22 protein-coding genes are annotated in these 20,902 nt (G+C 62.4%); 8 read left to right on the forward strand and 14 right to left on the reverse strand.

The window, feature by feature from the left end; translation table 11 throughout:
* Nucleotides 1-12: 12 nt before the first annotated feature.
* Nucleotides 13-1,200: an MFS transporter gene (locus tag DFR48_RS13560; RefSeq protein ID WP_114363683.1), complete on the reverse strand. Its 1,188-nt coding sequence runs from the start codon at nt 1,198-1,200 to the stop codon at nt 13-15.
* Nucleotides 1,201-1,311: 111 nt separating this feature from the next.
* On the reverse strand, nt 1,312-2,298 hold the full coding sequence (gene mbfA / locus DFR48_RS13565; protein ID WP_114363857.1) for an iron exporter MbfA: 987 nt from the start codon (nt 2,296-2,298) through the stop codon (nt 1,312-1,314).
* A gap of 217 nt (nt 2,299-2,515) precedes the next feature.
* Between mbfA and DFR48_RS13570 the strand changes: the two genes are divergently transcribed.
* Together DFR48_RS13570 and DFR48_RS13575 are read left to right on the forward strand one after the other, a co-directional pair.
* Nucleotides 2,516-2,995, forward strand: coding sequence for a group III truncated hemoglobin (locus tag DFR48_RS13570; RefSeq protein ID WP_114363684.1), 480 nt, complete (start codon nt 2,516-2,518; stop codon nt 2,993-2,995).
* A gap of 181 nt (nt 2,996-3,176) precedes the next feature.
* Complete coding sequence (locus tag DFR48_RS13575; protein ID WP_114363685.1) at nt 3,177-4,283, forward strand: TRAP transporter substrate-binding protein; 1,107 nt, start codon at nt 3,177-3,179, stop codon at nt 4,281-4,283.
* A gap of 430 nt (nt 4,284-4,713) precedes the next feature.
* Here the strand turns inward: DFR48_RS13575 and DFR48_RS13580 are convergent, their stop codons facing one another.
* Entirely contained in the window at nt 4,714-5,742 is a 1,029-nt protein-coding gene (locus DFR48_RS13580) for a histone deacetylase family protein (protein ID WP_114363686.1), read from the reverse strand.
* A 203-nt stretch (nt 5,743-5,945) separates the two neighbouring features.
* On the opposite strand from DFR48_RS13580, the gene DFR48_RS13585 reads away from it, so the two are divergent.
* A complete protein-coding gene (locus DFR48_RS13585; protein WP_114363687.1) occupies nt 5,946-7,016 on the forward strand; it encodes an alpha/beta hydrolase family protein in 1,071 nt (356 codons plus the stop codon).
* 58 nt (nt 7,017-7,074) lie between these two features.
* Here DFR48_RS13585 and DFR48_RS13590 read toward each other — a convergent pair whose 3' ends face one another.
* The 4 genes from DFR48_RS13590 to DFR48_RS13605 all read right to left on the reverse strand — a co-directional run bounded on the left by DFR48_RS13590 (nt 7,075) and on the right by DFR48_RS13605 (nt 9,333).
* A complete protein-coding gene (locus tag DFR48_RS13590) occupies nt 7,075-7,461 on the reverse strand; it encodes a hypothetical protein (RefSeq protein WP_170141880.1) in 387 nt (128 codons plus the stop codon).
* A 154-nt stretch (nt 7,462-7,615) separates the two neighbouring features.
* Nucleotides 7,616-8,155 (reverse strand): GNAT family N-acetyltransferase, encoded by a 540-nt coding sequence (locus DFR48_RS13595; RefSeq protein ID WP_114363688.1) that lies wholly within the window; start codon nt 8,153-8,155, stop codon nt 7,616-7,618.
* 24 nt (nt 8,156-8,179) lie between these two features.
* Nucleotides 8,180-8,758 carry a helix-turn-helix domain-containing protein gene (locus tag DFR48_RS13600; protein ID WP_114363689.1) on the reverse strand — a complete coding sequence of 193 codons (579 nt, stop codon included), beginning with the start codon at nt 8,756-8,758 and terminating at the stop codon, nt 8,180-8,182.
* 53 nt (nt 8,759-8,811) lie between these two features.
* Nucleotides 8,812-9,333, reverse strand: a complete 522-nt coding sequence (locus tag DFR48_RS13605; protein ID WP_114363690.1) for a MarR family winged helix-turn-helix transcriptional regulator — start codon at nt 9,331-9,333, stop codon at nt 8,812-8,814.
* A gap of 114 nt (nt 9,334-9,447) precedes the next feature.
* Between DFR48_RS13605 and DFR48_RS13610 the strand changes: the two genes are divergently transcribed.
* Nucleotides 9,448-9,837, forward strand: coding sequence for a DoxX family protein (locus DFR48_RS13610; RefSeq protein ID WP_114363691.1), 390 nt, complete (start codon nt 9,448-9,450; stop codon nt 9,835-9,837).
* A gap of 5 nt (nt 9,838-9,842) precedes the next feature.
* Here DFR48_RS13610 and DFR48_RS13615 read toward each other — a convergent pair whose 3' ends face one another.
* Nucleotides 9,843-10,244 carry a ketosteroid isomerase-related protein gene (locus tag DFR48_RS13615; protein ID WP_114363692.1) on the reverse strand — a complete coding sequence of 134 codons (402 nt, stop codon included), beginning with the start codon at nt 10,242-10,244 and terminating at the stop codon, nt 9,843-9,845.
* Nucleotides 10,245-10,326: 82 nt separating this feature from the next.
* Between DFR48_RS13615 and DFR48_RS13620 the strand changes: the two genes are divergently transcribed.
* The 3 genes from DFR48_RS13620 to lepA all read left to right on the forward strand — a co-directional run bounded on the left by DFR48_RS13620 (nt 10,327) and on the right by lepA (nt 13,688).
* On the forward strand, nt 10,327-10,920 hold the full coding sequence (locus DFR48_RS13620) for a GNAT family N-acetyltransferase (RefSeq protein WP_114363693.1): 594 nt from the start codon (nt 10,327-10,329) through the stop codon (nt 10,918-10,920).
* Nucleotides 10,917-11,792, forward strand: a complete 876-nt coding sequence (locus tag DFR48_RS13625) for a carbon-nitrogen hydrolase family protein (protein ID WP_114363694.1) — start codon at nt 10,917-10,919, stop codon at nt 11,790-11,792. Before DFR48_RS13620 ends, DFR48_RS13625 begins: the two co-directional genes overlap by 4 nt.
* 72 nt (nt 11,793-11,864) lie before the next feature.
* Entirely contained in the window at nt 11,865-13,688 is a 1,824-nt protein-coding gene (gene lepA / locus DFR48_RS13630) for a translation elongation factor 4 (protein WP_114363695.1), read from the forward strand.
* An 80-nt stretch (nt 13,689-13,768) separates the two neighbouring features.
* Here the strand turns inward: lepA and DFR48_RS13635 are convergent, their stop codons facing one another.
* The 6 genes from DFR48_RS13635 to DFR48_RS13660 form a co-directional block, all read right to left on the reverse strand.
* Nucleotides 13,769-14,050, reverse strand: a complete 282-nt coding sequence (locus DFR48_RS13635; RefSeq protein WP_114363696.1) for a hypothetical protein — start codon at nt 14,048-14,050, stop codon at nt 13,769-13,771.
* A 138-nt stretch (nt 14,051-14,188) separates the two neighbouring features.
* Nucleotides 14,189-14,542 carry a carboxymuconolactone decarboxylase family protein gene (locus DFR48_RS13640; RefSeq protein WP_114363697.1) on the reverse strand — a complete coding sequence of 118 codons (354 nt, stop codon included), beginning with the start codon at nt 14,540-14,542 and terminating at the stop codon, nt 14,189-14,191.
* A 115-nt stretch (nt 14,543-14,657) separates the two neighbouring features.
* Nucleotides 14,658-14,864 (reverse strand): heavy-metal-associated domain-containing protein, encoded by a 207-nt coding sequence (locus DFR48_RS13645; RefSeq protein ID WP_114363698.1) that lies wholly within the window; start codon nt 14,862-14,864, stop codon nt 14,658-14,660.
* Nucleotides 14,865-14,991: 127 nt separating this feature from the next.
* Nucleotides 14,992-15,402: a Cu(I)-responsive transcriptional regulator gene (gene cueR / locus DFR48_RS13650; RefSeq protein WP_114363699.1), complete on the reverse strand. Its 411-nt coding sequence runs from the start codon at nt 15,400-15,402 to the stop codon at nt 14,992-14,994.
* Between the two features lie 15 nt (nt 15,403-15,417).
* Nucleotides 15,418-17,913 (reverse strand): heavy metal translocating P-type ATPase, encoded by a 2,496-nt coding sequence (locus tag DFR48_RS13655; RefSeq protein WP_114363859.1) that lies wholly within the window; start codon nt 17,911-17,913, stop codon nt 15,418-15,420.
* A gap of 155 nt (nt 17,914-18,068) precedes the next feature.
* Nucleotides 18,069-18,527, reverse strand: a complete 459-nt coding sequence (locus tag DFR48_RS13660) for a YcgN family cysteine cluster protein (RefSeq protein ID WP_114363860.1) — start codon at nt 18,525-18,527, stop codon at nt 18,069-18,071.
* Nucleotides 18,528-18,699: 172 nt separating this feature from the next.
* On the opposite strand from DFR48_RS13660, the gene DFR48_RS13665 reads away from it, so the two are divergent.
* On the forward strand, nt 18,700-20,865 hold the full coding sequence (locus tag DFR48_RS13665; protein ID WP_245415610.1) for a transglycosylase domain-containing protein: 2,166 nt from the start codon (nt 18,700-18,702) through the stop codon (nt 20,863-20,865).
* Nucleotides 20,866-20,902 lie beyond the last annotated feature (37 nt).

Below are 20,902 nucleotides of genomic sequence, written 5' to 3' on the forward strand. Positions count from 1 at the left end.
AATCGCACCTTCTCAGTCGCTCGACGCCTGAAGCGGGCGGAGACGCGAAAGCAGCACCATCGTCCCGGCGGAAATGCCGGCGACGCAGAGCAGAGACAGGATCGCGGCACCCGCCCCGGCTCGTTCGCTGACGAACACGATCGAAACCGGTGCGGCGGCGGAAAGCACCATGCGCACCCCCGAGAGAACTCCCATCGTTCGTCCGTAGCCCGCGGTGCCGAAATAATACAGCGGCAGCACGCCACGGACGATGGACGTCAGCCCCTGACCCGCACCGTAGACGACGGCAAAGGCGATCGGAATTGCCACGAGCGGCAGTGCGAGCGACGACGACAGGAGCGCGAAGGAAAAGAAGAGTGCACCAGACGCGACGAGCGCCGTCGTTACAGGGGTGAAGAGCCGACGTTGCGAATACTCGATGAGTCGTGCGAGCACCTGTGACGGCCCTATCAGGCTGCCGGCGAGCGTCGCGACGGCCGGAGAGAATCCGGCGGCGCCAAGCACCACGAGCAGCGAGACACTCACCGCCGAGATCAGGAAGCCGCCGGAGGCAAGGCTGATCGCCATCAGCGCCATCTGCAGCCCCGCGCCGCCGTCCTTTGTACTCTCTTTCCCCTCCACGGTCGTTCGCGCTTTCCGCGGCGGGCGATAGGCAGGAACCGCCAGATGTACCGGCAGCGCGAAGAAGAGATTGATGGCGGCGAGAACCAGATAAACGTCCCGCCAGTCCATCAGGGTCAACAGCCACTGATCGAGCGGCCAGAATACAGTCGACGCAAAGCCGGCAATCAGCGTAACCACCGTAACGTGGCTCCTCGCCTCCTGGCCGTAGCGCTGGGCGAGCGCGGCAAAGCCGGCATCATACTGTACGGCGAAGGCGACGAACTCCGCGAGAAAGGTAATGGCCGCAAACTGCCACGCGTTCTGCATCACGGCATAAAGTACAAGCGCGAGTGTCGCAGCCAACGTTCCAAGTATCATGACCGGCCGCGCCCCGAAGCGGTCGATCGAGCGTCCGAAGATCGGCGCCGAAACCGCCCCAGCGAGCAACCCGGCTGAAAACACCCCGAAAACAAAGCTCGTTTCCCACCCGAAATCGCGCGCGATCGCAGGAGCGAGGACTGAAAAGGAATAGTGGAGCGTTCCATAGCCGACGGTCATGGAAACGCCCAGACCGATGGTCAGGGGAGACGGTTTCATGGCAGGCGGCCAGGCTAGCTGCGTCGTCGCAAGTTGGCAACGGCCGCCGGACCGTAGAGCAAAACGGCATTCCGCCGGACGCCGCCTGTCGGGCGCCGTCCGGATGGCGGGTTAACTGTTGCCGATCAGGATACCTGCGGCGAGCACGAGCGAGCCGCCGAGCACGACCTGCATGGCTGCGCGCAGGAACGGCGTTTCCATGTACTTGTTCTGGATGAAGGCAATCGCCCAGAGTTCGATGAAAACGATCACCGCCGCCGTGATCGTCGCCGTCCAGAAGTGCGGGATCAGATAGGGCAGTGCGTGGCCGAGGCCCCCGAGGGCCGTCATGATGCCGGAAGCGAGACCGCGCTTCAGCGGCGAACCGCGTCCGGAAAGCTTGCCGTCGTCGTGCGCGGCTTCGGTGAAACCCATCGAGATGCCGGCGCCGACGGAGGCCGACAGGCCGACAAGAAAGGTCTGCCAGGTATCACCGGTCGCGAATGCCGCCGCGAAAATCGGCGCCAGTGTGGAGACGGAGCCGTCCATAAGGCCCGCAAGACCCGGCTGAACATATGTCAGGATAAACTGCCGTCGGGCGGTCTGAGCCTCTTCATGAGCGACCTCGGCCGGAACATGTTTTTCGCCGAGCATGCGGGCGGTTTCTTCATGTCCTTGCTCCGCCAGCGCCAGATCGCCGAGGAGACGGCGCGTTGCGGCATCGCTCGTCCGTTTCGCGGCCTCGGTGTAGAAGCGATAAGCCGATTGCTCCATCGCCTCCGCCTCGTCGCGGATTTGCTCGAGTGTTTGATTTGCCCGCAGCCAGTCGGGCTTGCGGGTGTAAAAGTCGCTGACATGTTCGCGGCGGATCAGGGGAATGCGCTCGCCGAACCGCTGACGGTGCATCTCGATCAGCATGTTCCGGTGGGAATGTTCGACCTCCGCCATATCCTCGAACACCTTGGCAGACTGCGGGTACTGGGCTCGCAACTGATCGGCGTATGCAAGATAGATCCGCGCGTCGTCTTCCTCGGAGGAGATCGCAAGGGCCAGCATCTCCTGCTCGCTCAGGCTCGCGAACGAGCGTTTGGAAGAGGATGGGAAGAATCGACCGAGCATGAATATCTCCATTTAGAATAATTCTAACTTACCTATTCCGGCAACGGGGTCAAGGGTCGAGCGCCGTCGTTCAAGGGGCATATCGCCGCATTGCGCTGAGCGTCTCACGCTCTAGATACGCGGAGTAGATTCGCGCCCATGTTACTTCTCGTGGAGCGCCTTACATTTGACAGGTATCAAAATGATTCAGAAGAGACAAACCGGGGGAGGTTAATCCATGACCATCGAACTGACCGCCCGCGCAGCGCATGTTGCCGGCATACGCGAGCGCGCCCAGGCCGAGATGGAGCGCCTCGGTGTGAACGCGGCATTCATCGACCTGCTGGTCGAGACCTTTTACGGCCGCATCCGCGCCCATGAGCATCTGGGACCGGTCTTCGAGCACCGGCTTGCCGGCCGTTGGCCGGATCACCTGGCAAAGATGAAGAGCTTCTGGTCGTCGGTCGCATTCAAGACGGGAACCTATGGCGGCAAGCCGGTCCAGGCTCATCTCGGCGTCGAGGGCGTCTATGAGGGCTTGTTCGCCGAGTGGCTGACACTCTTTCGTGCGACACTCGACGATATCGCGCCGAGCGAAGAAGCCGCGCAATGGTTCATGGCGACCGCCGAACGCATCGCCCGAAGCCTCGTATTGGCGATGTTCTACAATCCCGCGCTCGATGACCCTGCGAACAGGCGACTCACATTGACGCAGTGAAGAACGGCCACCAGTCGATTTCAAACGCACGGCGGCCCGCTTGCGAAATCTTCATAAAAAAACGTCGCCGTCGACGACCGAAATTTGCGCGAACGGCCTTGCACCCACGGCGATGAGGTGATTTATCCCGCGCCGGGAGAGAGGAAGATTTTACCCTATAACGACTATAAGGCTTCCCATCATGAACCGTCGCACGTTCTTCAAGCAGGCCGGCACCGCCGGACTGGGTGCCGCCTCGGCCGTGGCACTTGCCGCACCCGCGATTGCGCAGCAGAACCCAAAACTCACCTGGCGCCTCGCCTCGTCCTTCCCGAAAAGCCTCGACATCATCTTCGGTGCCGCGGAGGACATTGCACGAAGCGTCGCGGAAGCAACCGACGGCAACTTCACCATACAAAGCTTCGCCGCCGGCGAGATCATACCGCCGCTGCAGGCCGCTGATGCGGTGGCCGCCGGCACCGTGGAGATGGCACATACCTGCTGTTACTACTACATCGGCAAGGATCCGGCGTTCGCCCTCGGCACGGCGATCCCCTTCGGCTTGAATGCCCGCATGACCAATGCATGGTTCACCGCCGGCGGCGGCAATGACCTTCTCAACGCCTTCCTCGCTGGCTATAACCTCTATGCATTGCCTGCCGGCAATACCGGCGCACAGATGGGTGGCTGGTATCGGAAGGAAATCAAAAGCATCGAGGACCTGAAGGGCCTAAAGATGCGTATCGCCGGTCTAGCCGGGGAGGTGATGAGCAAGGTTGGTGTCACGCCTCAGCAGATCGCCGGTTCAGACGTCTATCCTGCGCTCGAGAAGGGGACGATCGACGCCACGGAGTTCGTCGGGCCTTACGACGATCTCAAGCTCGGCTTCTACAAGGTCGCCAAGTATTACTATTATCCGGCGTGGTGGGAAGGCGGGCCGGCGGTTCATGCCTTCTTCAACCGCGAGAAGTTCAACGAACTACCGAAGAACTACCAGCGCATTCTCTCGGATGCCTGCGCAAGCGCCAACGCAAACATGCTTGCTCGCTATGACGCATCGAATGCCGCGGCCCTGCGCAAGCTGGTCGCCGAGGGCGCCCAGTTGCGCGCCTTCAGCTCCGATATCCTCGACGTCTGCCACAAGGCCGCCAAGGAAACCTACGCCGAGCTAAGCGCCAAGAACGAGAACTTCAAGACGCTCTACGACAGCCAGCAGGCCTTCAAGCAGGATGCCTATCTTTGGGCGCAGATCGCGGAGTACAGCTTCGACACCTACATGATGCTGCAGCAACGCGCCGGCACACTCTAGCCGGCGGCGCCAATTCACTGCGAAGCGAAGGCTCCTGACGCGCGTCCGGGGCCTTTCTCGTCTCACCGACGCACGGCGGCGGCGGAATGTGCTGCCCGACAGACCCAGCCGAGGCGGAGCCCACGACCGGCTGGGGGGTGGGGGTTGGACGCGGGCTCCTAACCACCTCAGGGGGTGGCTGGGCGGACCATATCAGTTGCACGCGTGGCGTTTAGCCCTTCCTCGCGAATGCACCGCTATTTCAACGGAGCTCATTAAAGGCAGTCTAACGATCGGGCTGAGACTGTCTCTATTCGAGACAGGAACGAAGGGAGGAGGAAGGCCCTCGCCGGCTTCGGGTCTGTCCGGCATTCAAAAGAGACATCACTCTTGCCAGCAACCGCCGAAGAGAGCGTATTTCCCGTGACCTCCCTTCGGATGGCAGAAATCGTCAGTTTTCCAGCCCCTTGAGCACGTTGGCGACGTTGTGCCCGATCTGCGGAACGCCGTATCCTCCTTCCATGACCGTCAAGACCGGCAGACCGGCGGCGGCGATCATCTCACCCATGCGAAGATAGTCGTCGCTCTTCAGTTTGAAGAAACTGATCGGATCCTCCTCGAAGGTATCGACGCCAAGTGAAAGGACGATCGCCTCAGCACCGCAAGAGCGGATGCGCGTTAGCGAATCCGCAAGAGCGGACGACCAGACATCCCATGCCGTGCCGGAGGGCATCGGATAGTTGGCGTTCAGTCCTTCACCGGGTCCCTCGCCTGTCTCGTCGGCATATCCCATGAAGAACGGGAAGGCGTCCTGCGGCTCCCCGTGGAGCGAGGCGAAGAAGATGTCACCGCGGCGATAGGTTATGTCCTGCGTGCCGTTGCCGTGGTGAAAATCGACGTCGAGGATCGCGACTTTTCCCGCACCACTATCGATCAGGCGCTGGGCGGCAACGGCGGCATTGTTGATGAAGCAGTAGCCGCCAAAGAGATCAATACCGGCATGATGGCCGGGTGGGCGGCAAAGCGAGAAGGCGAAGCGGTTGCCTTGGGCAAGCCAGTCGGCGCCGGACAAAGCCACGTCCATCGAGGCGATGGCCGCCTCATAGGTGCCGCCGGAAATCGCCGTTTCGGCGGAGTTGGCATAATAGCCGACGGCACCGTCTATGTTCTTCGGAACCCGCCCGGTCTGGCTGCGGCGGCAAGGGAAGGACGTGGCTATTGCCTCGCCTTCGACGCCTTGTGCCTGCCAACGTTCCCAGCAGGTGCGCAGGAACTCCAGATAACCGGCGTCGTGGACCTTGAGGGCTGTCTCAAGTCCATGTTCTTCGGGCGCGGCGACATCGGCAAATCCCGCCTCCTTCACCGCAGCCAGGATCCATTCTGCACGGAACGGGCCCTCGAAGGGCTTGACCAGCAGGCCGCCATGCAACTCCGTCTTCGCATCCCGTAGCTTATGCTTCTCCGAATAGAAAACCCGCATACTCGCGCCCCGTTGTCGATATGGGACGCACGCTAGCCTCGCGGCCGAGGGCTGGCAAGGCGGGGATCGGTCAAGTTACCCCATGAGCCATCGCTGGAACGGGATCGCGTTCGTGGACGACCTCAAACATGATCGAGGGCGAAAAGCGCTCCGCCGCCCAACCAGACTGAATCCCGTTTCTTCAATCAGAACGAGGTTTTCCCATGCGACCATCCATCGGTCTTTTCAGCCTTCTCGTGTTCCTCCTTGCCGGTTCCTCCGTACCGGCACGCGACGGTGTCGGTGTCCGGCAGGTGAGCATCGCTGCGCCGGAACGGGATCGTCCCCTTTCCGTGACGATCTGGTATCCTGCAGAAGACGGCGGCGAACCTGTAGCTGTCGGCGAAAACAGGATCTTCGAAGGCACCCCCGCCTTGAAGGACGCCGCCATCCGCAAACAGCGCTTTCCGCTCGTCTTGCTCTCGCACGGCTCCGGTTCGCGCGTGGAGGGGATGGCGTGGATCGCGACGAAACTCGCAGAGGCGGGCTTTGTCGTCGCCGGCCCGAACCACCCCGGCACCACGAGCGGCGACTCGACACCGGCTGCCACGCCGAGGATATGGGAGCGCACGGGCGACCTTTCGGCGATCACGACAGCACTCACCGTGGACCCGGATTTGGCATCATCGATCGACCCGCATCGCATCGGCGTGCTTGGCTTTTCGCTTGGCGGCAGCACGGCAATGGAGCTTGCCGGCGCCCGCGCCGACCTCGACGCGTTCGTGCGCTACTGTGACAGCTACCCCGCCATGATGGATTGCCGCTGGTTCCGCGGCGGGCGCGGTTTTGTGGACGGCGAACCGGTCAAGGTTGACGTTCTCGACCTGCGCAGCATCGACAGGGTTCGTTTCGAGCAGTCGAACCGTGATCCTCGTATCACGTCGGCCGTGCTCGTCGACCCCGGACTAGCCACAGCGTTCACCCCTGACAGCCTCAAGGCCGTCGACATTCCGCTGACCTTCATCAATCTCGGCAGCGCCGGGACGATACCGGTCGCCGTACGGTCCGACGCGCTTGCTGCTCAGCTCCCGAACGCCACCTACGAGCAGGTGGACGAGGCAGATCACTTCAGCTTCCTGCCAGTCTGCAAACCCGCAGCGACGGACTTTCTGAAGTCGCTGGGCGACCCGGATCCGATCTGTGCCGAAAATCCTCGGCGGTCGCGCGCCGACATTCACCTGGAACTGATCGAACGCGTGAAAATGGCCTTCGAGCGCACACTCAAGACCCGTTGACCCGGCAATGGCGAAAAGGCGCGGGCGCCGATCGCGCCCGTCGCCGTCGCGCGTCGACTTACTCGACGAGATTGATTTCCTCGGTCTCGCCGCCGGAGCAAACGTAGCAGCAGTCGCTGCAGGTCTCGGCGTTGTCCGGTCCCGTTCCCCAGTAGGTGCCGCGGTCACCGGAAACCCAGGCGCCGTAGCAGATCGATTCCCCCTCGTCGCAGGAAAGCGGAATCTGTTTCGTCTCGCCGTCATCGAGATAGAAGACCTGATTGTTTCCCGGCCAGACGTAATCGCGGTCCTGGCTGTAGAGTTCGACTTCCACTGCGTTCGAATGTTCGTTGCGCATGACAAATGTGACATCGGCGGCAAGCGCAGGCACAGCCGCGGAGAAAAATATACTAGCCGTCAGAAGAAGACCCGCAGGCCTGCATATTGCCGAAACGAAAAGCGTCATGGGATATCCCCCAGTTCCCGAGTGTTTTCTGTCAGCGAATCGCTAGCATGACGATCCGGCCTTACGGGAGAGCTGAAACAGCGCGGAGTGCGCCCTTTTTTGGCACAACCCGTGACTCTGGTTCAGCCTTCGGAGCCAAAGCAGTCTGGGCCGATCACACGTCTGCAGCCGGGGCGAGGCGTTTGTAGAAGACCGTGGTCGCGCAATAGCGGCCATCCGGGAACAGCGCGTAGTCCGGGATAACACCGGAACGTACCCAGCCGAAGCGTTCGTAGATCGCCTCCGCGGGTTCGCCGGTCGCCGTGTCGAGGACGAGCAGCCAGCGTCCGCGCGCCCTCGCCTCCCGCTCGGCAGCCATCATAAGCAGCCGCGACAGACCGCCGCCGCGGGCGGCGCGGTGCACGAGAAGCTTCATCAGGTCCGCCCGATGAGGCTGGTTCGGCTTCAGCGCGAAACCGACCTGCACAGTCCCGATGACACGCCCGACTGCGTCCTCGGCAACGAGAAGCAGCACCTCATTCCGACCGACAGCGGAGGCAACTCCCCGCCAATACGCCACCGCGTCGGCATCCGCCAACGGCGCCATGAAACCGACCGAGGCGCCGCCGTCGACACAGTCGCAGAGCACGTCACAAAGGTCGGGGACACGGGCAAGCGCTTCTTCTTCGTTCAGCAGGCGAATGAGGGTGGACATGAAAGGCTCCGGGAGAGGTTTGCGTCAACGTGGGCCGAGGTCGATGACCACGGCATAGCGGGCGGGTTTGTCGGTCGGGTTGCGAAAAGCATGCACCTCACCGACGTTCATGTGCAGACAATCGCCGGCAGCCAGGCGATAGGTCCGTTCGCCGACCGTCAATTCCATTTCGCCCTCGAACAGCCACACATGCTGCCATTGGGTGCGGCTTGCCGGCTGGCTGCCGAAACGGACCTCCGCCGCGGGCGGAAACTCGACCTCGACGACATCCACCCGTGCGCCGGTCCCTGTCGGCGCCACCGTCCTGCGCAGATAGCCGCTTTCCGGATCGCGCCAGATCGGCTGGTCGACACGGCGCGCCAGAGGCTCGGACGCGTCGCCGGCGGTATCGAAGAAGACCGACAGCGAAAGGCCAAGCGCCGAACAGAGCCTCGCCAGCAACACGGCCGTCGGACTCGCCTCCGCGCGCTCGATCCGCGAGATCATCGCCCGACTGACGCCGGACATTTCTGCAAGCTGGTCGAGCGTCAGCCCGCGCTCGCTGCGCAGCGTTCTGACGCGCGTTCCAATCGACCGGGCGAGCTCTTCCTCAGTGTTTTCCATTATGTAAGATTTATATGATCTCATATTGGAGTCAAGGGAGCTCGTCGGCGCATTCAGGTGTCGAGCGCTATCGCCAGTTTCGCCAGAAGGCGCCCCAAGTCTGCCTTCTCTTGCTCGTCGAGGCACTTCAGCAGATCGGCCTCGACCGCCATGTCGGCGCGAAAGGCTGCCTCAGCCCGCTCGCGACCGAGAGTCGTCAGCTGCACGGGAAGGCTGCGCCCGTCCTCGGCGCTCGGGGGGCGCTCGACGAGGCCGGCCCTCTCGAGACGCGCGAGCCTCGGGGTCAGGCCACCCGACGTGATCATCAATTGCTGAAAAAGCTCTGTCGGACGAAGACGATAGGGAGGACCCGACCGCAGCAGCGTGGCGAGCACGTCGAACTCACCTGTATCGAGGCCATGCTCGGCAAACACCGCCTCGATGGGCGGCCGAACCTTCAGCGTTATCCACCGCGCGCGACCGAGAATCGCCATGCCGACCGTGTCCAGGTCCGGGAGCTCCTTTGACCACTGGCGCCTGCGCACGCCAACGTGATCATGCTGCAGATCTTGCTCCGAAGCAAATTGTCTTGCCATAAAGGTATTTCCTCATTATCTTTCCAGAAAGATAAAGCGGCGTGAGGCTCTTCTCAAGAGAAAGATACACCGCGAAGGCACTTCGGACCTGGAACCGAGAGAGGAGAACGACCGATGAAAGAGGAAATGATCGCCCTTTGGGCCGGGCGCGGCCTGTCGCTGATTTTCGTGCTGTTCATGCTCGGGGCTTCCGTAGCGCCCAAGTTACTCGGCATGCCGGTTGCGGAAGAGACACTCGCGGCCCTCGGCTGGCCACACGGCTATGCCAAGATGATCGGCGTCATCGAACTGACCTGCGTGGTGCTCTACCTGTTTCCACGTACCAGCCTGCTCGGCGCGGTGCTGATGACCGGTCTCCTCGGAGGCGCGATCGCGACACAGTTACGCGTCCAGAACCCGCTCTTCACCCACGTGTTCTTCAGCTTCTACATCGCCGCCTTCATGTGGGGCGGACTGTGGCTACGCATGCCGGCCATACGGGCGGCCTTGCCCTTTTTGCGCTGACCGCGTCAGCCCCCGACCTGACGGATCCAGTCAGGAAGGTTGTAGTAGTTGGATATCCGCATGACCTTGCCGTCCCGCAGTTCGAAGAAGGCGCCGGCCGGAAGAATGTATTTCTGGCCGTTCGCTTCGGGCAACCCCTCGTCGGTCATGAGGTATTCGCCATTGACGATGAATTCGGCGGCGCCGCGCCGTCCGTCCGCGCTCGTCATGACCACCATGTCGGTGAGTTCTTCCCTGTAGCAGCGGTTCATGTGTTCCATGAAGCGTGCGAAAGCGGCCTTGCCGACCTGGCGCTCACCCTGATTGATGTCATGAACGACGTCGTCGGTCAGCAGTGCCAGAAAGGCTTCCATGTCGCCGGCGTTGAAGGCTTCATAGTAGGCGCGGATCGTGTCGGCAGCGGTCATGGGCATTCCTCGTGGAGAAGCGGGACTTGGATCGAAGGTTCCGGGACGGTATAACCGCTCGCAAACGGACTGAAAACACTTCATGGCCCTCACGATCCAATCCTTTTCCGGCGGCGACGTGGCCGCCTTCGTCGACGACCTTGCGCGGCTGCGGATCACCGTGTTCCGGGATTTCCCCTACCTGTATGACGGCGACCTCGCCTACGAGCGCAACTATTTGGCCACGTATTCGCGATCCGAAGGCTCAGTCTTCGTACTTGCAATCGATGACGGTCAGGTCGTCGGTGCGGCCACAGGAACCCCGATGGTCGGAGAAACGGACGAGGTGAAGGCACCGTTCCTGGCTGCCGGACGTGACCCCGCCGAGCACTTCTACTTCGGCGAAAGCGTGCTCCTCTCCGACTATCGCGGCCGAGGCATCGGCGTGAAATTCTTCGAAGGCCGCGAAGCGCAGGCGAAAAAACTCGGCCTGCGCTATACCACCTTCTGCGCCGTCGAGCGCGCTGCAGACCATCCGCGAAGGCCCGCTGACTACGTGCCTCTCGATTCTTTCTGGACGAAGCGCGGGTACACCCATCATCCTGAACTTCGAACGACCTTCTCCTGGCGCGACCTCGACGAGGCCGAGGAAAGCCCGAAGCCCCTCTCTTTCTGGATACGGGACCTCCGTTCATGACCAAGATCACGCTTGCCAGTTGCCAGTACAAGATCGACCTGATCGAGACATGGGAGGATTACGTCCTCCACCTCACCCATCTTGTCCGCGCAGCGGTCGACAGCGGGGCAAAGCTCTTGCTGCTGCCCGAATATTCGGGCCTCGTGCTCGCCGGCCAGCTCGACCCGCAGACACGGTCGCACCTGCACGGCTCCATCGCCGGCATCCAGCCGATGATCCCGGACTGGCTCGAACTGTGCGAGAAACTCGCCCGCACCCACGGCATCGTCCTGCAACCGGGCTCGGCGCCTGTGCGCGACCCCGATGGAGAATACCGCAACCGGGCCTGGCTCTTCGGTCCCGACGGGCTGATCGGCCACCAGGACAAGATCATCATGACCCGCTTCGAGCGGGAACAGTGGGGAATTGCGGCAGGTGAGGAAGGGCTCCGCAGTTTCGAAACGCCTCTCGGCACGCTCGGCATCCTCATCTGCTACGACAACGAATTCCCGATGCTGGGCCGCAAGCTCGCGGACATGGGTGTCGAGCTTGTTCTCTCGCCGAGCTGCACCGACACACTGGCCGGGGCCTATCGCGTTCGTATCGGCGCGCAGGCGCGAGCATTGGAAAACCAGATCGCGGTGCTCGTCTCACCGACAGCAGGCAATGCGCCATGGTCCCCCGCCCTCGACGAGAACAGGGGACGTGCGGCCCTTTACGTTCCGCCGGACTACGGCATGCCGCCTTCGGGTGTCTTTGCGGAGAGCGAGAGCGACGATGTCAACGAAAGCCGGTGGCTGATAGCCGAGATCGATCTTGCAGAGGTGTTGCGACTGCGAACCGAGGGCCAGGTCGCCACGCGACGCGATTGGCCCGAACAATTTGCCGTTTGATCGAGCATTTGTGGGCGTCTCGCCGAACTTCCTGCTAGTCGGCCCCATCCGTCACTGCTATATGCGCTGCCCATGAGCACATCGTCCCGTACGCCCCTTGACCATATCCGCAACTTCTCGATCGTGGCCCACATCGACCACGGCAAGTCGACGCTGGCCGACCGGCTGATCCAGACCTGCGGCGGCCTCGCCGAGCGCGAGATGTCGGAACAGGTTCTCGACTCGATGGATATCGAGCGCGAGCGCGGGATCACCATCAAGGCGCAGACCGTGCGCCTGCACTACAAGGCGAACGACGGTGAGACCTATGTGCTGAACCTCATCGACACCCCCGGCCACGTCGACTTCGCCTACGAGGTGTCGCGCTCGCTCTCGGCTTGCGAGGGATCGTTGCTCGTCGTCGACGCCTCTCAAGGGGTCGAGGCCCAGACGCTCGCCAACGTCTATCAGGCGATCGACAACAATCACGAACTGGTCACCGTACTCAACAAGGTGGACCTGCCCGCCGCCGAGCCCGAGCGGATCAAGGAGCAGATCGAGGAAGTCATAGGCATCGATGCTTCGGAAGCGGTGCTGATCTCGGCCAAGACCGGCCTCGGCATCCCCGACGTGCTAGAAGCGATCGTCCACAAACTGCCGCCGCCGAAGAGCGAAGGCGGCGAGAAGGCGCCGCTCAAGGCCCTGCTCGTCGACTCGTGGTACGACACCTATCTCGGCGTCATGGTTCTGGTGCGCATCCTCGACGGCGTGCTGGTGAAGGGCCAGCAGATCCGCATGATGGGCACAGGCGCGAAGTACACGGTCGAGCGCGTCGGCGTGCTCACCCCGAAGATGGTCAATGTCGACAGCCTCGGTCCGGGCGAGATCGGCTTCATCACCGCCTCGATCAAGGAAGTCGCCGATACCCGCGTCGGCGACACGATCACCGACGATAAGCGCCCGACGGCACAGGCCTTGCCTGGCTTCAAGCCCGCCCAGCCTGTCGTGTTCTGCGGCCTGTTCCCGGTCGACGCCGCCGATTTCGAGGACCTGCGCGCAGCCATGGGCAAGTTGCGTCTCAACGATGCGTCCTTCTCCTTCGAAATGGAGAGCTCCGCTGCCCTCGGCTTCGGCTTCCGTTGCGGCTTCCTCGGCCTCTTGCATCTCGAAATCATCCAGGAGCGCCTGGAGCGCGAATTCAACCTCGACCTCGTCGCCACCGCCCCTTCGGTTGTCTACCAGATGACCCTGACGGACGGCACCGAGAAGGAATTGCACAACCCGGCCGACATGCCGGACGTCGTGAAGATCTCGGAAATCCGTGAGCCGTGGATCAAGGCGACGATCATGACGCCGGACGAATATCTCGGTGGTATCCTGAAGCTCTGCCAGGACCGCCGCGGCATCCAGACCGAACTCACCTATGTCGGCAACCGCGCGATGATCACCTACGAGCTGCCGCTCAACGAAGTGGTCTTCGACTTCTACGACCGGCTGAAGTCGATCTCCAAGGGCTATGCCTCCTTCGACTACCACATCCTCGACTATCGCGAGGGCGACCTCGTCAAGATGTCGATCCTCGTCAACGGCGACCCGGTCGACGCGCTGTCGATGCTTGTCCATCGCTCGGCCGCTGACCGGCGCGGCCGCGGCATGTGCGAGAAGCTGAAGGAGCTCATTCCGCCGCACATGTTCCAGATCCCGATCCAGGCTGCGATCGGCGGCAAGGTGATCGCCCGCGAAACGGTGCGCGCACTCCGCAAGGACGTGACGGCGAAGTGCTACGGCGGCGACGCCACCCGCAAGCGCAAGCTGCTCGACAAGCAGAAGGAAGGCAAGAAGCGCATGCGGCAGTTCGGCAAGGTGGAAATCCCGCAGGAAGCATTCATTGCAGCGCTGAAGATGAACGACGAATAAGGGCAGCCGCCCTCGCCGAGACATGATTCTGCCGCCCGCCTCTTTCGAGACGGGCGGCTTGTTGTTTCTACCGGCCCGACTCAGGGCTGCGAGCTACCTGCAGGCGGGTTGGTCGGCACGGTTGCCGGAGCCGCGGGTGTCGTCGGCTGAACGACCGGTGCGGTGTCGGTCGCAGACGGCGGCATCGAGGACGTCGTCGACTGGTCGACGCCGGGCCCGCCGCTCATCAGCGACCACACGACGAGGCCAAGGACAATGGCCGCACCGATGACAGCCCAGGTCCAGGTGCCGCCGCGCGAGGTCCGTGGCGGCGGGTTCCTGACGCCCGGCGGGTCACGATTGAGGTCTGGATCATGGGTCATGGCACTTCCTCCTCTCAGTCCTGGGAGGAAATGCAGATCGGCGCGGATGGTTCCAACAGGCCGGCGCACCGCACTTCGCGGAGCGAGCGCGCAGGTCAGCGTTCCTCGCGGCATGGCCTAAGTCTGTCGTCCAACCGCTTACTCGACCGCGCCGCCGAACTGCTCCCAGGCGCTCATCGCATGCGCCGCATACATCAGCGACGGTCCGCCGCCCATATAGATGGCCATACCGAGCGTTTCTTCGAACTCCGCCTTGGTGGCACCGAGCTTCACCAGCGCATCGGTATGAAAGCCGATGCAGCCGTCACAACGCGTGGCAATCGCGATCGCCAATGCCACGAACTCCTTGGTCTTCTTGTCGAGCGCCCCGTCGCGGGTCGCGGCCGACGCCATGGCGGAAAAACCGGCCATGACGTCGGGAATATCCTTCCGTAGCGTCTTGGTCTGGGCGGAGATGTCCTTGGTGATGTCGGGATAGTATTTCGTGACCATCGGGGGAGCCTTTCCTGTTAACACATAGCGATATGACTATGCCTTAACCGGAGGTCAACGCCTCAGCCTTGATGAAGATCAAGTCCCGACGAGATTGCAGGAGCCGTGAGCCCACTCAGGCTCCGATTCGTTCCGGTGTATAGCCGGCCTCGCGGATTGCCGCCTCGGCTTTCGCGGCGTCTCCGGCGACACGAACCTCGTGGGAGACCACGTCGACGGAAACCTCCACCCCCGGCAAGGCGTCGGCGAGCGCGGCCTTCACGGACTTGGCGCAGTGGCCGCAGGTCATGTCCTCGACACGGAAGAGATTGGGTTCGCTCATGCTGTCTGTCCTTTCTCTGATGCCATTTCGGCACGGTTACCATCAGTGATGCACCCTTCCACCATGGGAAGGTCAAGCGAAAATCGCGACTGTCCTGCAGGATCTTTCTCGACGTTGTCCGGCCGGGCTAGTGCCCCCTGCGTTGCGCGTCCGGACCGGCAAGATCAGCAAGAATCGGGCAGTTGGGCCGATGGTCGCCCTGGCAGCAATCGGCCAGTTCGGTAAGCGTGGCGACCATGGACTTCATGGCCGCGATCTTCTCCTCGAGGTCGGCGATGTGGGCAAGTGCCACCGTCTTAACCTCCGCACTCGCGCGACTCTTGTCGTCCCAGAGCCGCAGCAATCGCTCCGTCTCCTCGAGCGAAAAGCCGAGGGAACGGGCGCGGCGAATGAACCGCAGGCGATGCACTTCCTCTTCGCCGTAAAGACGGTAGTTCGAGGCCGTCCGGCTCGCCGGCCGCATGAGGCCAATCTCTTCGTAGTACCGGATCATCTTGGCGGAAACGCCGGAGGCCTCGGAGGCTTCACCAATATTCACGTCTCGTCCTCCTCGTCAGGAAAGCCGGGTCACCTGCGCTCGCTTCAAGCGGAGCGCATTGGTGACCACGAAGACACTCGACAGGCCCATCGCACCGGCCCCGATCATCGGCGACAGCAGAAGGCCGAAGGCGGGGTAGAGCAGACCCGCGGCAACCGGAATCAGAAGAACGTTGTAGCCGAAGGCCCAGAAGAGGTTCTGCTGAATGTTCCGCATGACCATGCGGCTCAGTTCGATCGCGTGAACGACCGAGCCGAGATCGCCACCGACGAGCACGACGTCCGCGCTTTCGATGGCCACATCCGTCCCAGTTCCGATGGCGAGGCCTGTATCCGCGCTCGCCAGCGCCGGCGCGTCGTTGATACCATCGCCGACGAAGGCGACCGTGAGCCCCTTGGCCTTCAGGTCCCGGATGACGTTCACCTTGCCTTCCGGCAACACCTCGGCGATCACGTCGTCGATGCCGGCGGCGTGGGCAATCGCTTCCGCCGTTCCACGGTTGTCGCCGGTGACCATCACCACCTTCAGCCCCATTGCTTTGAGCGCTGAAACCGCAGCCGGACTTGTCTCCTTCAGGGGATCGGCAACGGCGATCGCGCCGGCGAGTACGCCGTCTATGGCCACATAGAGCGGGGTCTTACCCTCGGCGGCAAGCCGACGAGCGGTATCTGAAAAGAGTTCGACCGAAAGTCCGAGTTTGGCCATGAGCCGGTCGGCACCGGCCGCTACCTCACGTCCGGCCACGACGCCGGTGATGCCGAAGCCCGGCACTGCATCAGCCTTCTCAACGGCAGCCGGCGCGAGCTTGCGGGCCTCTGCCGCCTTGACGATCGCCTCGGCGAGCGGATGTTCCGATCGCGCTTCCAGGCTCGCCGCGAGCATCAGGACCTCGTCCTCGGCGAAGCCGTTCGCCACAACGAGATCCGTGAGCTCCGGCCGGCCTTTTGTGATGGTACCGGTCTTGTCCATGACGACGACATCAGCCTCGCGCAGCTTCTGCAGCGCCTCGCCCTTGCGGAACAGAACGCCCAGCTCCGCCGCCCGCCCCGTGCCGACCATGATCGATGTCGGTGTTGCAAGCCCCATCGCACAGGGGCAGGCGATGATCAGCACCGCGACAGCCGCCACCAGACCGTAGGTGTAGGCGGGTTCGGGCCCGAGGAACAACCAGACCGCGAAGGTAAGTGCGGCGATCGCCATGACCACCGGCACGAACCAGCCCGTCACCCGGTCGACCAACATCTGGATCGGCAGTTTCGATCCCTGCGCTTCGCCGACCATACGAATGATCTGCGAGAGCATGGTATCGGCGCCGACCTTTTCCGCGCGGAAGCGGAAGCTCCCACTCGTGTTGATCGTGCCACCGATGACAGTAGCACCCGCACTTTTCTCGACGGGCACGGGTTCGCCGGAAATCATGGACTCGTCGATATAGGAGCCGCCGTCGATCACGGTGCCGTCAACCGGAATACGCTCGCCGGGGCGGATCACCACCACATCGCCCACAATGACGGCCTCCGTCGCGACATCGACCGTGACGCCGTCGCGTTCGACACGAGCCGTCTTCGTCTGAAGGCCAGCAAGTTTGCGGATCGCCTCGCCGGTGCGACCCTTGGCGCGCGCCTCCAGCAATCGGCCGAGCAGAATGAGCGTGACGATCACCGTCGCCGCTTCGTAATAGATGTTGCGCGCTTCGTAAGGCAACAATTCAGGCGCGAACGTCGTCACGAGCGAATAGCCATAGGCCGCCGACGTTCCGATGGCCACGAGTGAATTCATGTCCGGTCCGCCACGCAGGAGCGCAGGAAAACCTTTCAGATAGAAGCGGAGACCCGGTCCAAGCAGAACGGCCGTCGCCAGGGCGAACTGGATGTAGTTCAGGAGATTTCCAGGAAATATCTCCATCAGCGTGTGATGCAGCGGCGGATAGAGATGGCTTCCCATCTCCATGACGAAAAGTGGCAGGGTCAGGATGAACGCAACAACGAAATCACGGGTCAACGTGCCGATCTCGCGGGCGCGCGCCGCCTGCGCGGCATCACCCTTGTCAGTGTCGGCGACAAGCTTGGCGCCATAGCCTGCCTTTCGGACCGCGTCTAGCAAGGCCGGAACCTGGGTCTTGCCTCCAAGCACGGAGACGGTGGCTTGCCCCGTTGCGAGATTGACCGCGGCGCCCTCGACGGCCGGCACGGCCTTGAGCGCCTTCTCGACCCGACCGACACAGGAAGCACAGGTCATATCCTCGATTTCGAGTTCGACCGTCTCCGCCTTCGCCTCGTAGCCGGCAGCATGTATCGCCGTGAGAAGCTTCTCCGCCGAGAAGCCGTCCCGCGGCTTCACCGTCAGGGTCTCGGTCGCGAAGTTGACGACGCTCTCGGCCACACCGGGCACAGCGGCGACCGCCTTCTCGACGCGTTTGACGCAGGACGCGCAAGTCATGCCTTCGATAGGCACCTCGATTGGAGCGGCGCGCGTTGACATCTGGTTCCGTCTTGTCGGCAGTTCGTTCATGATTTTCACCTCTGCCATCCTAGATGGACCTTCCCATCATGGGAGGGTCAAGAGGCAAAAGCGAAATTTTCCGAATATTCGATAACCAGGTCCGACAGAGGAGAAGGCGCTATGTCCTTCCGCACGCTCGTTGCCGGCTGCGCCTCGCTACCGGTTCAGGATTCTCTGACCCTGAGGGGCCAGTCGACAATGTAGTCCTCGAAATCCTCGACCGGCACGACCTCCTCGCTCACGGTGCGACCACGGACCGAGATTCCGGCCTGGTGAACCGTCTCGCGATCGCCGGACACCAGATAGTGCCACCAGTAGAGATCCTCACCCTCGGAGATCAGCCGGTAGGCGCAAGTGGGCGGCAGCCACGAAATCGTCTCCACCTCGTCGAGGGTGAGACGAATGCAATCGGGCACCGTGGCCTGACGGTTCTCGTAGTCCTTGCATCGGCAGCTGTGGGCGTCCAGCAACCGGCAGGCAACCGAGGTGAACGCGACTTCCCCGGTATCCCAGTCTTCAAGCTTGTTGAGACAGCAAATCCCGCAGCCGTCGCAGAGGCCTTCCCATTCCTCTGCCGTCATCTCCGCAAGCGTCTTGCGTTTCCAGTAAGGGATCTCGTTCATCATCGTACCTTGCGGGAGCGGCCGCGTGACGCCGCTTTCTTCTTGTTCTTTGGGTCCGAATGGACCATGTATCAAGTCTATGCCGACGGCTCCATGCCTCGACGCCCTCCTGTGGCGTGCGGCGGCGGCCTCGTCAAGCTTTCAACGCGTCGTCAACGGGGAAAGTTCTAAGGTGCAGGAGCCAGAACCGCCGAAAAGGAGGCCGCGCAGGAAGAGCCATATCCTGCTGCGGATCGATTCCTGGATCGACTCGACCGTGTGGAATGCCGGTTTCGCCGCCGGCGAGGCCTGGGAGGAGATTACCATCTTCTTCCGCCGTTTCCGCGTGCACGGATGGAAACGGGCGGTTTTCGAGGTGTTGGGCGAAGCCATGACTCTCGGCACCGCGGGCAGCGTGCTGCTGCTGGCACTCGCGATGCCGGCCTTCGAAGAAACCAAGAAGGACTGGCGCAACCGCGGCAATTTCGCCGTCACCTTCCTAGACCGCTACGGCAACCAGATCGGCCATCGCGGCATCATCCACGAGAACTCGGTGCCGATCGATGATCTGCCCGATCACCTGATCAAGGCGGTGCTGGCAACTGAGGACCGCCGCTTCTTCGACCATTTCGGCATCGACTTCCTGGGCCTCGTCCGCGCCATGAACGAGAACGCGCGCGCCGGAACGGTGGTCCAGGGTGGATCGACGCTCACGCAACAGCTCGCCAAGAACCTCTTCCTGACGAACGAGCGCTCGCTCGAACGCAAGATCAAGGAAGCCTTCCTGGCGCTATGGCTCGAAGCCAATCTGACCAAGAAGGAAATCCTGTCGCTCTATCTCGACCGCGCCTACATGGGCGGCGGAACATTCGGTACGGCGGCGGCAGCACAGTTCTATTTCGGAAAGAACATCACCGAGGTCAATCTCGCCGAATCCGCCATGCTCGCAGGGCTCTTCAAGGCGCCGGCGAAATACGCGCCGCATGTAAACCTTCCGGCGGCACGGGCGCGTGCCAACGAGGTTCTGTCCAACATGGTGCAGAGCGGCATTATGACCGAGGGGCAGGTGATCGGTGCGCGACGCAATCCGGCAACCGTCGTCGACCGCGATGATGCCGAAGCACCGGATTACTTCCTCGACTGGGCTTTCGATGAGGTACAGCGGATCGCCGCACGTTTTCCGGAGCATTCGCTGGTGGTGCGAACGACGATCGACATGGGGCTGCAAAAGGCGGCCGAAGCCTCCGTCGCCTCCAGCTTGCGCGAATACGGCGAGACTTACAATGCCAAGCAGGCAGCCCTGGTGCTGATCGAGAACGGCGGGGAGGTTCGCGCGATGGTCGGCGGCCGCGACTACGGAGAAAGCCAGTTCAACCGCGCCACCAAGGCACTGCGGCAACCCGGTTCGTCCTTCAAGGTCTACACCTATTCGCTGGCGATGGAATCCGGCCTGACCCCCGATTCACCGATCGTCGATGCGCCGATCTCGTGGGGCAACTGGAGCCCGCACAACTACGGCAACAGCTATGCGGGACGGATCGACATCAAGACCGCTCTCGCGAAGTCGATCAACACCATTCCCGTCCGGCTCGCCAAGGAAAAGCTCGGGCCGAAGGCGATCGACAACATCATGGCGGAGGCCAAGAAGTTCGGTATCGAGACACCCATCCGCAAGGACGTGACGATCCCGATCGGCACCTCGGAAGTCACCGTACTCGACCAGGCAACGGCCTACGCCGTGTTTCCCACCGGGGGTTATCAGTCGCGCCGTCACGGCATCGCGCAGATCATGAACTATGACGGCGACGTGCTCTACGATTTCTCGCGGGACGAGCCGCCTCCGCAGCGGGTGCTCTCCGAAATCGCGGCCACCTACATGAACCAGATGCTGACACGCGTTCCCTATGTCGGGACGGCGCGCCGGGCTGCGGTCGACGGCGTGTTGACCGGCGGCAAGACCGGCACGACGCAGGCCTATCGAGACGCCTGGTTCTGCGGCTTCACGGGGAACTACACGGCTGTCGTATGGTTCGGCAATGACGACTATACCTCCACCAACAACATGACCGGCGGTTCGGTCCCCGCCATGACCTTCAAGAAGCTGATGGACTATGCACACCAGGGCATCGAACTGCGTGCCATTCCCGGTGTCGAGAATCCGACACCGGACTCCTCCTCCACCAAGGTTGCCGCAAAGCCGAAGGAGGGCGATCCCGCGGGCCTTCCCCCCCTCACGAGACCCCGGTCCCTGTCGGCGGAATCGACAAAACTTATCCGCGAGATCGGCCGGATGCTGAAAGATGCTGATCCTGTCAGCCCTCCCCGCAAGGTCGCATCCGCCGCCAGCCGCGATCCGTGATAAGCACGAAGAAAGTAGCCCGGGAACGTTGGTGGCG

It is taken from the genome of Ciceribacter lividus, from assembly GCF_003337715.1.
GTDB lineage: Bacteria > Pseudomonadota > Alphaproteobacteria > Rhizobiales > Rhizobiaceae > Allorhizobium > Allorhizobium lividum.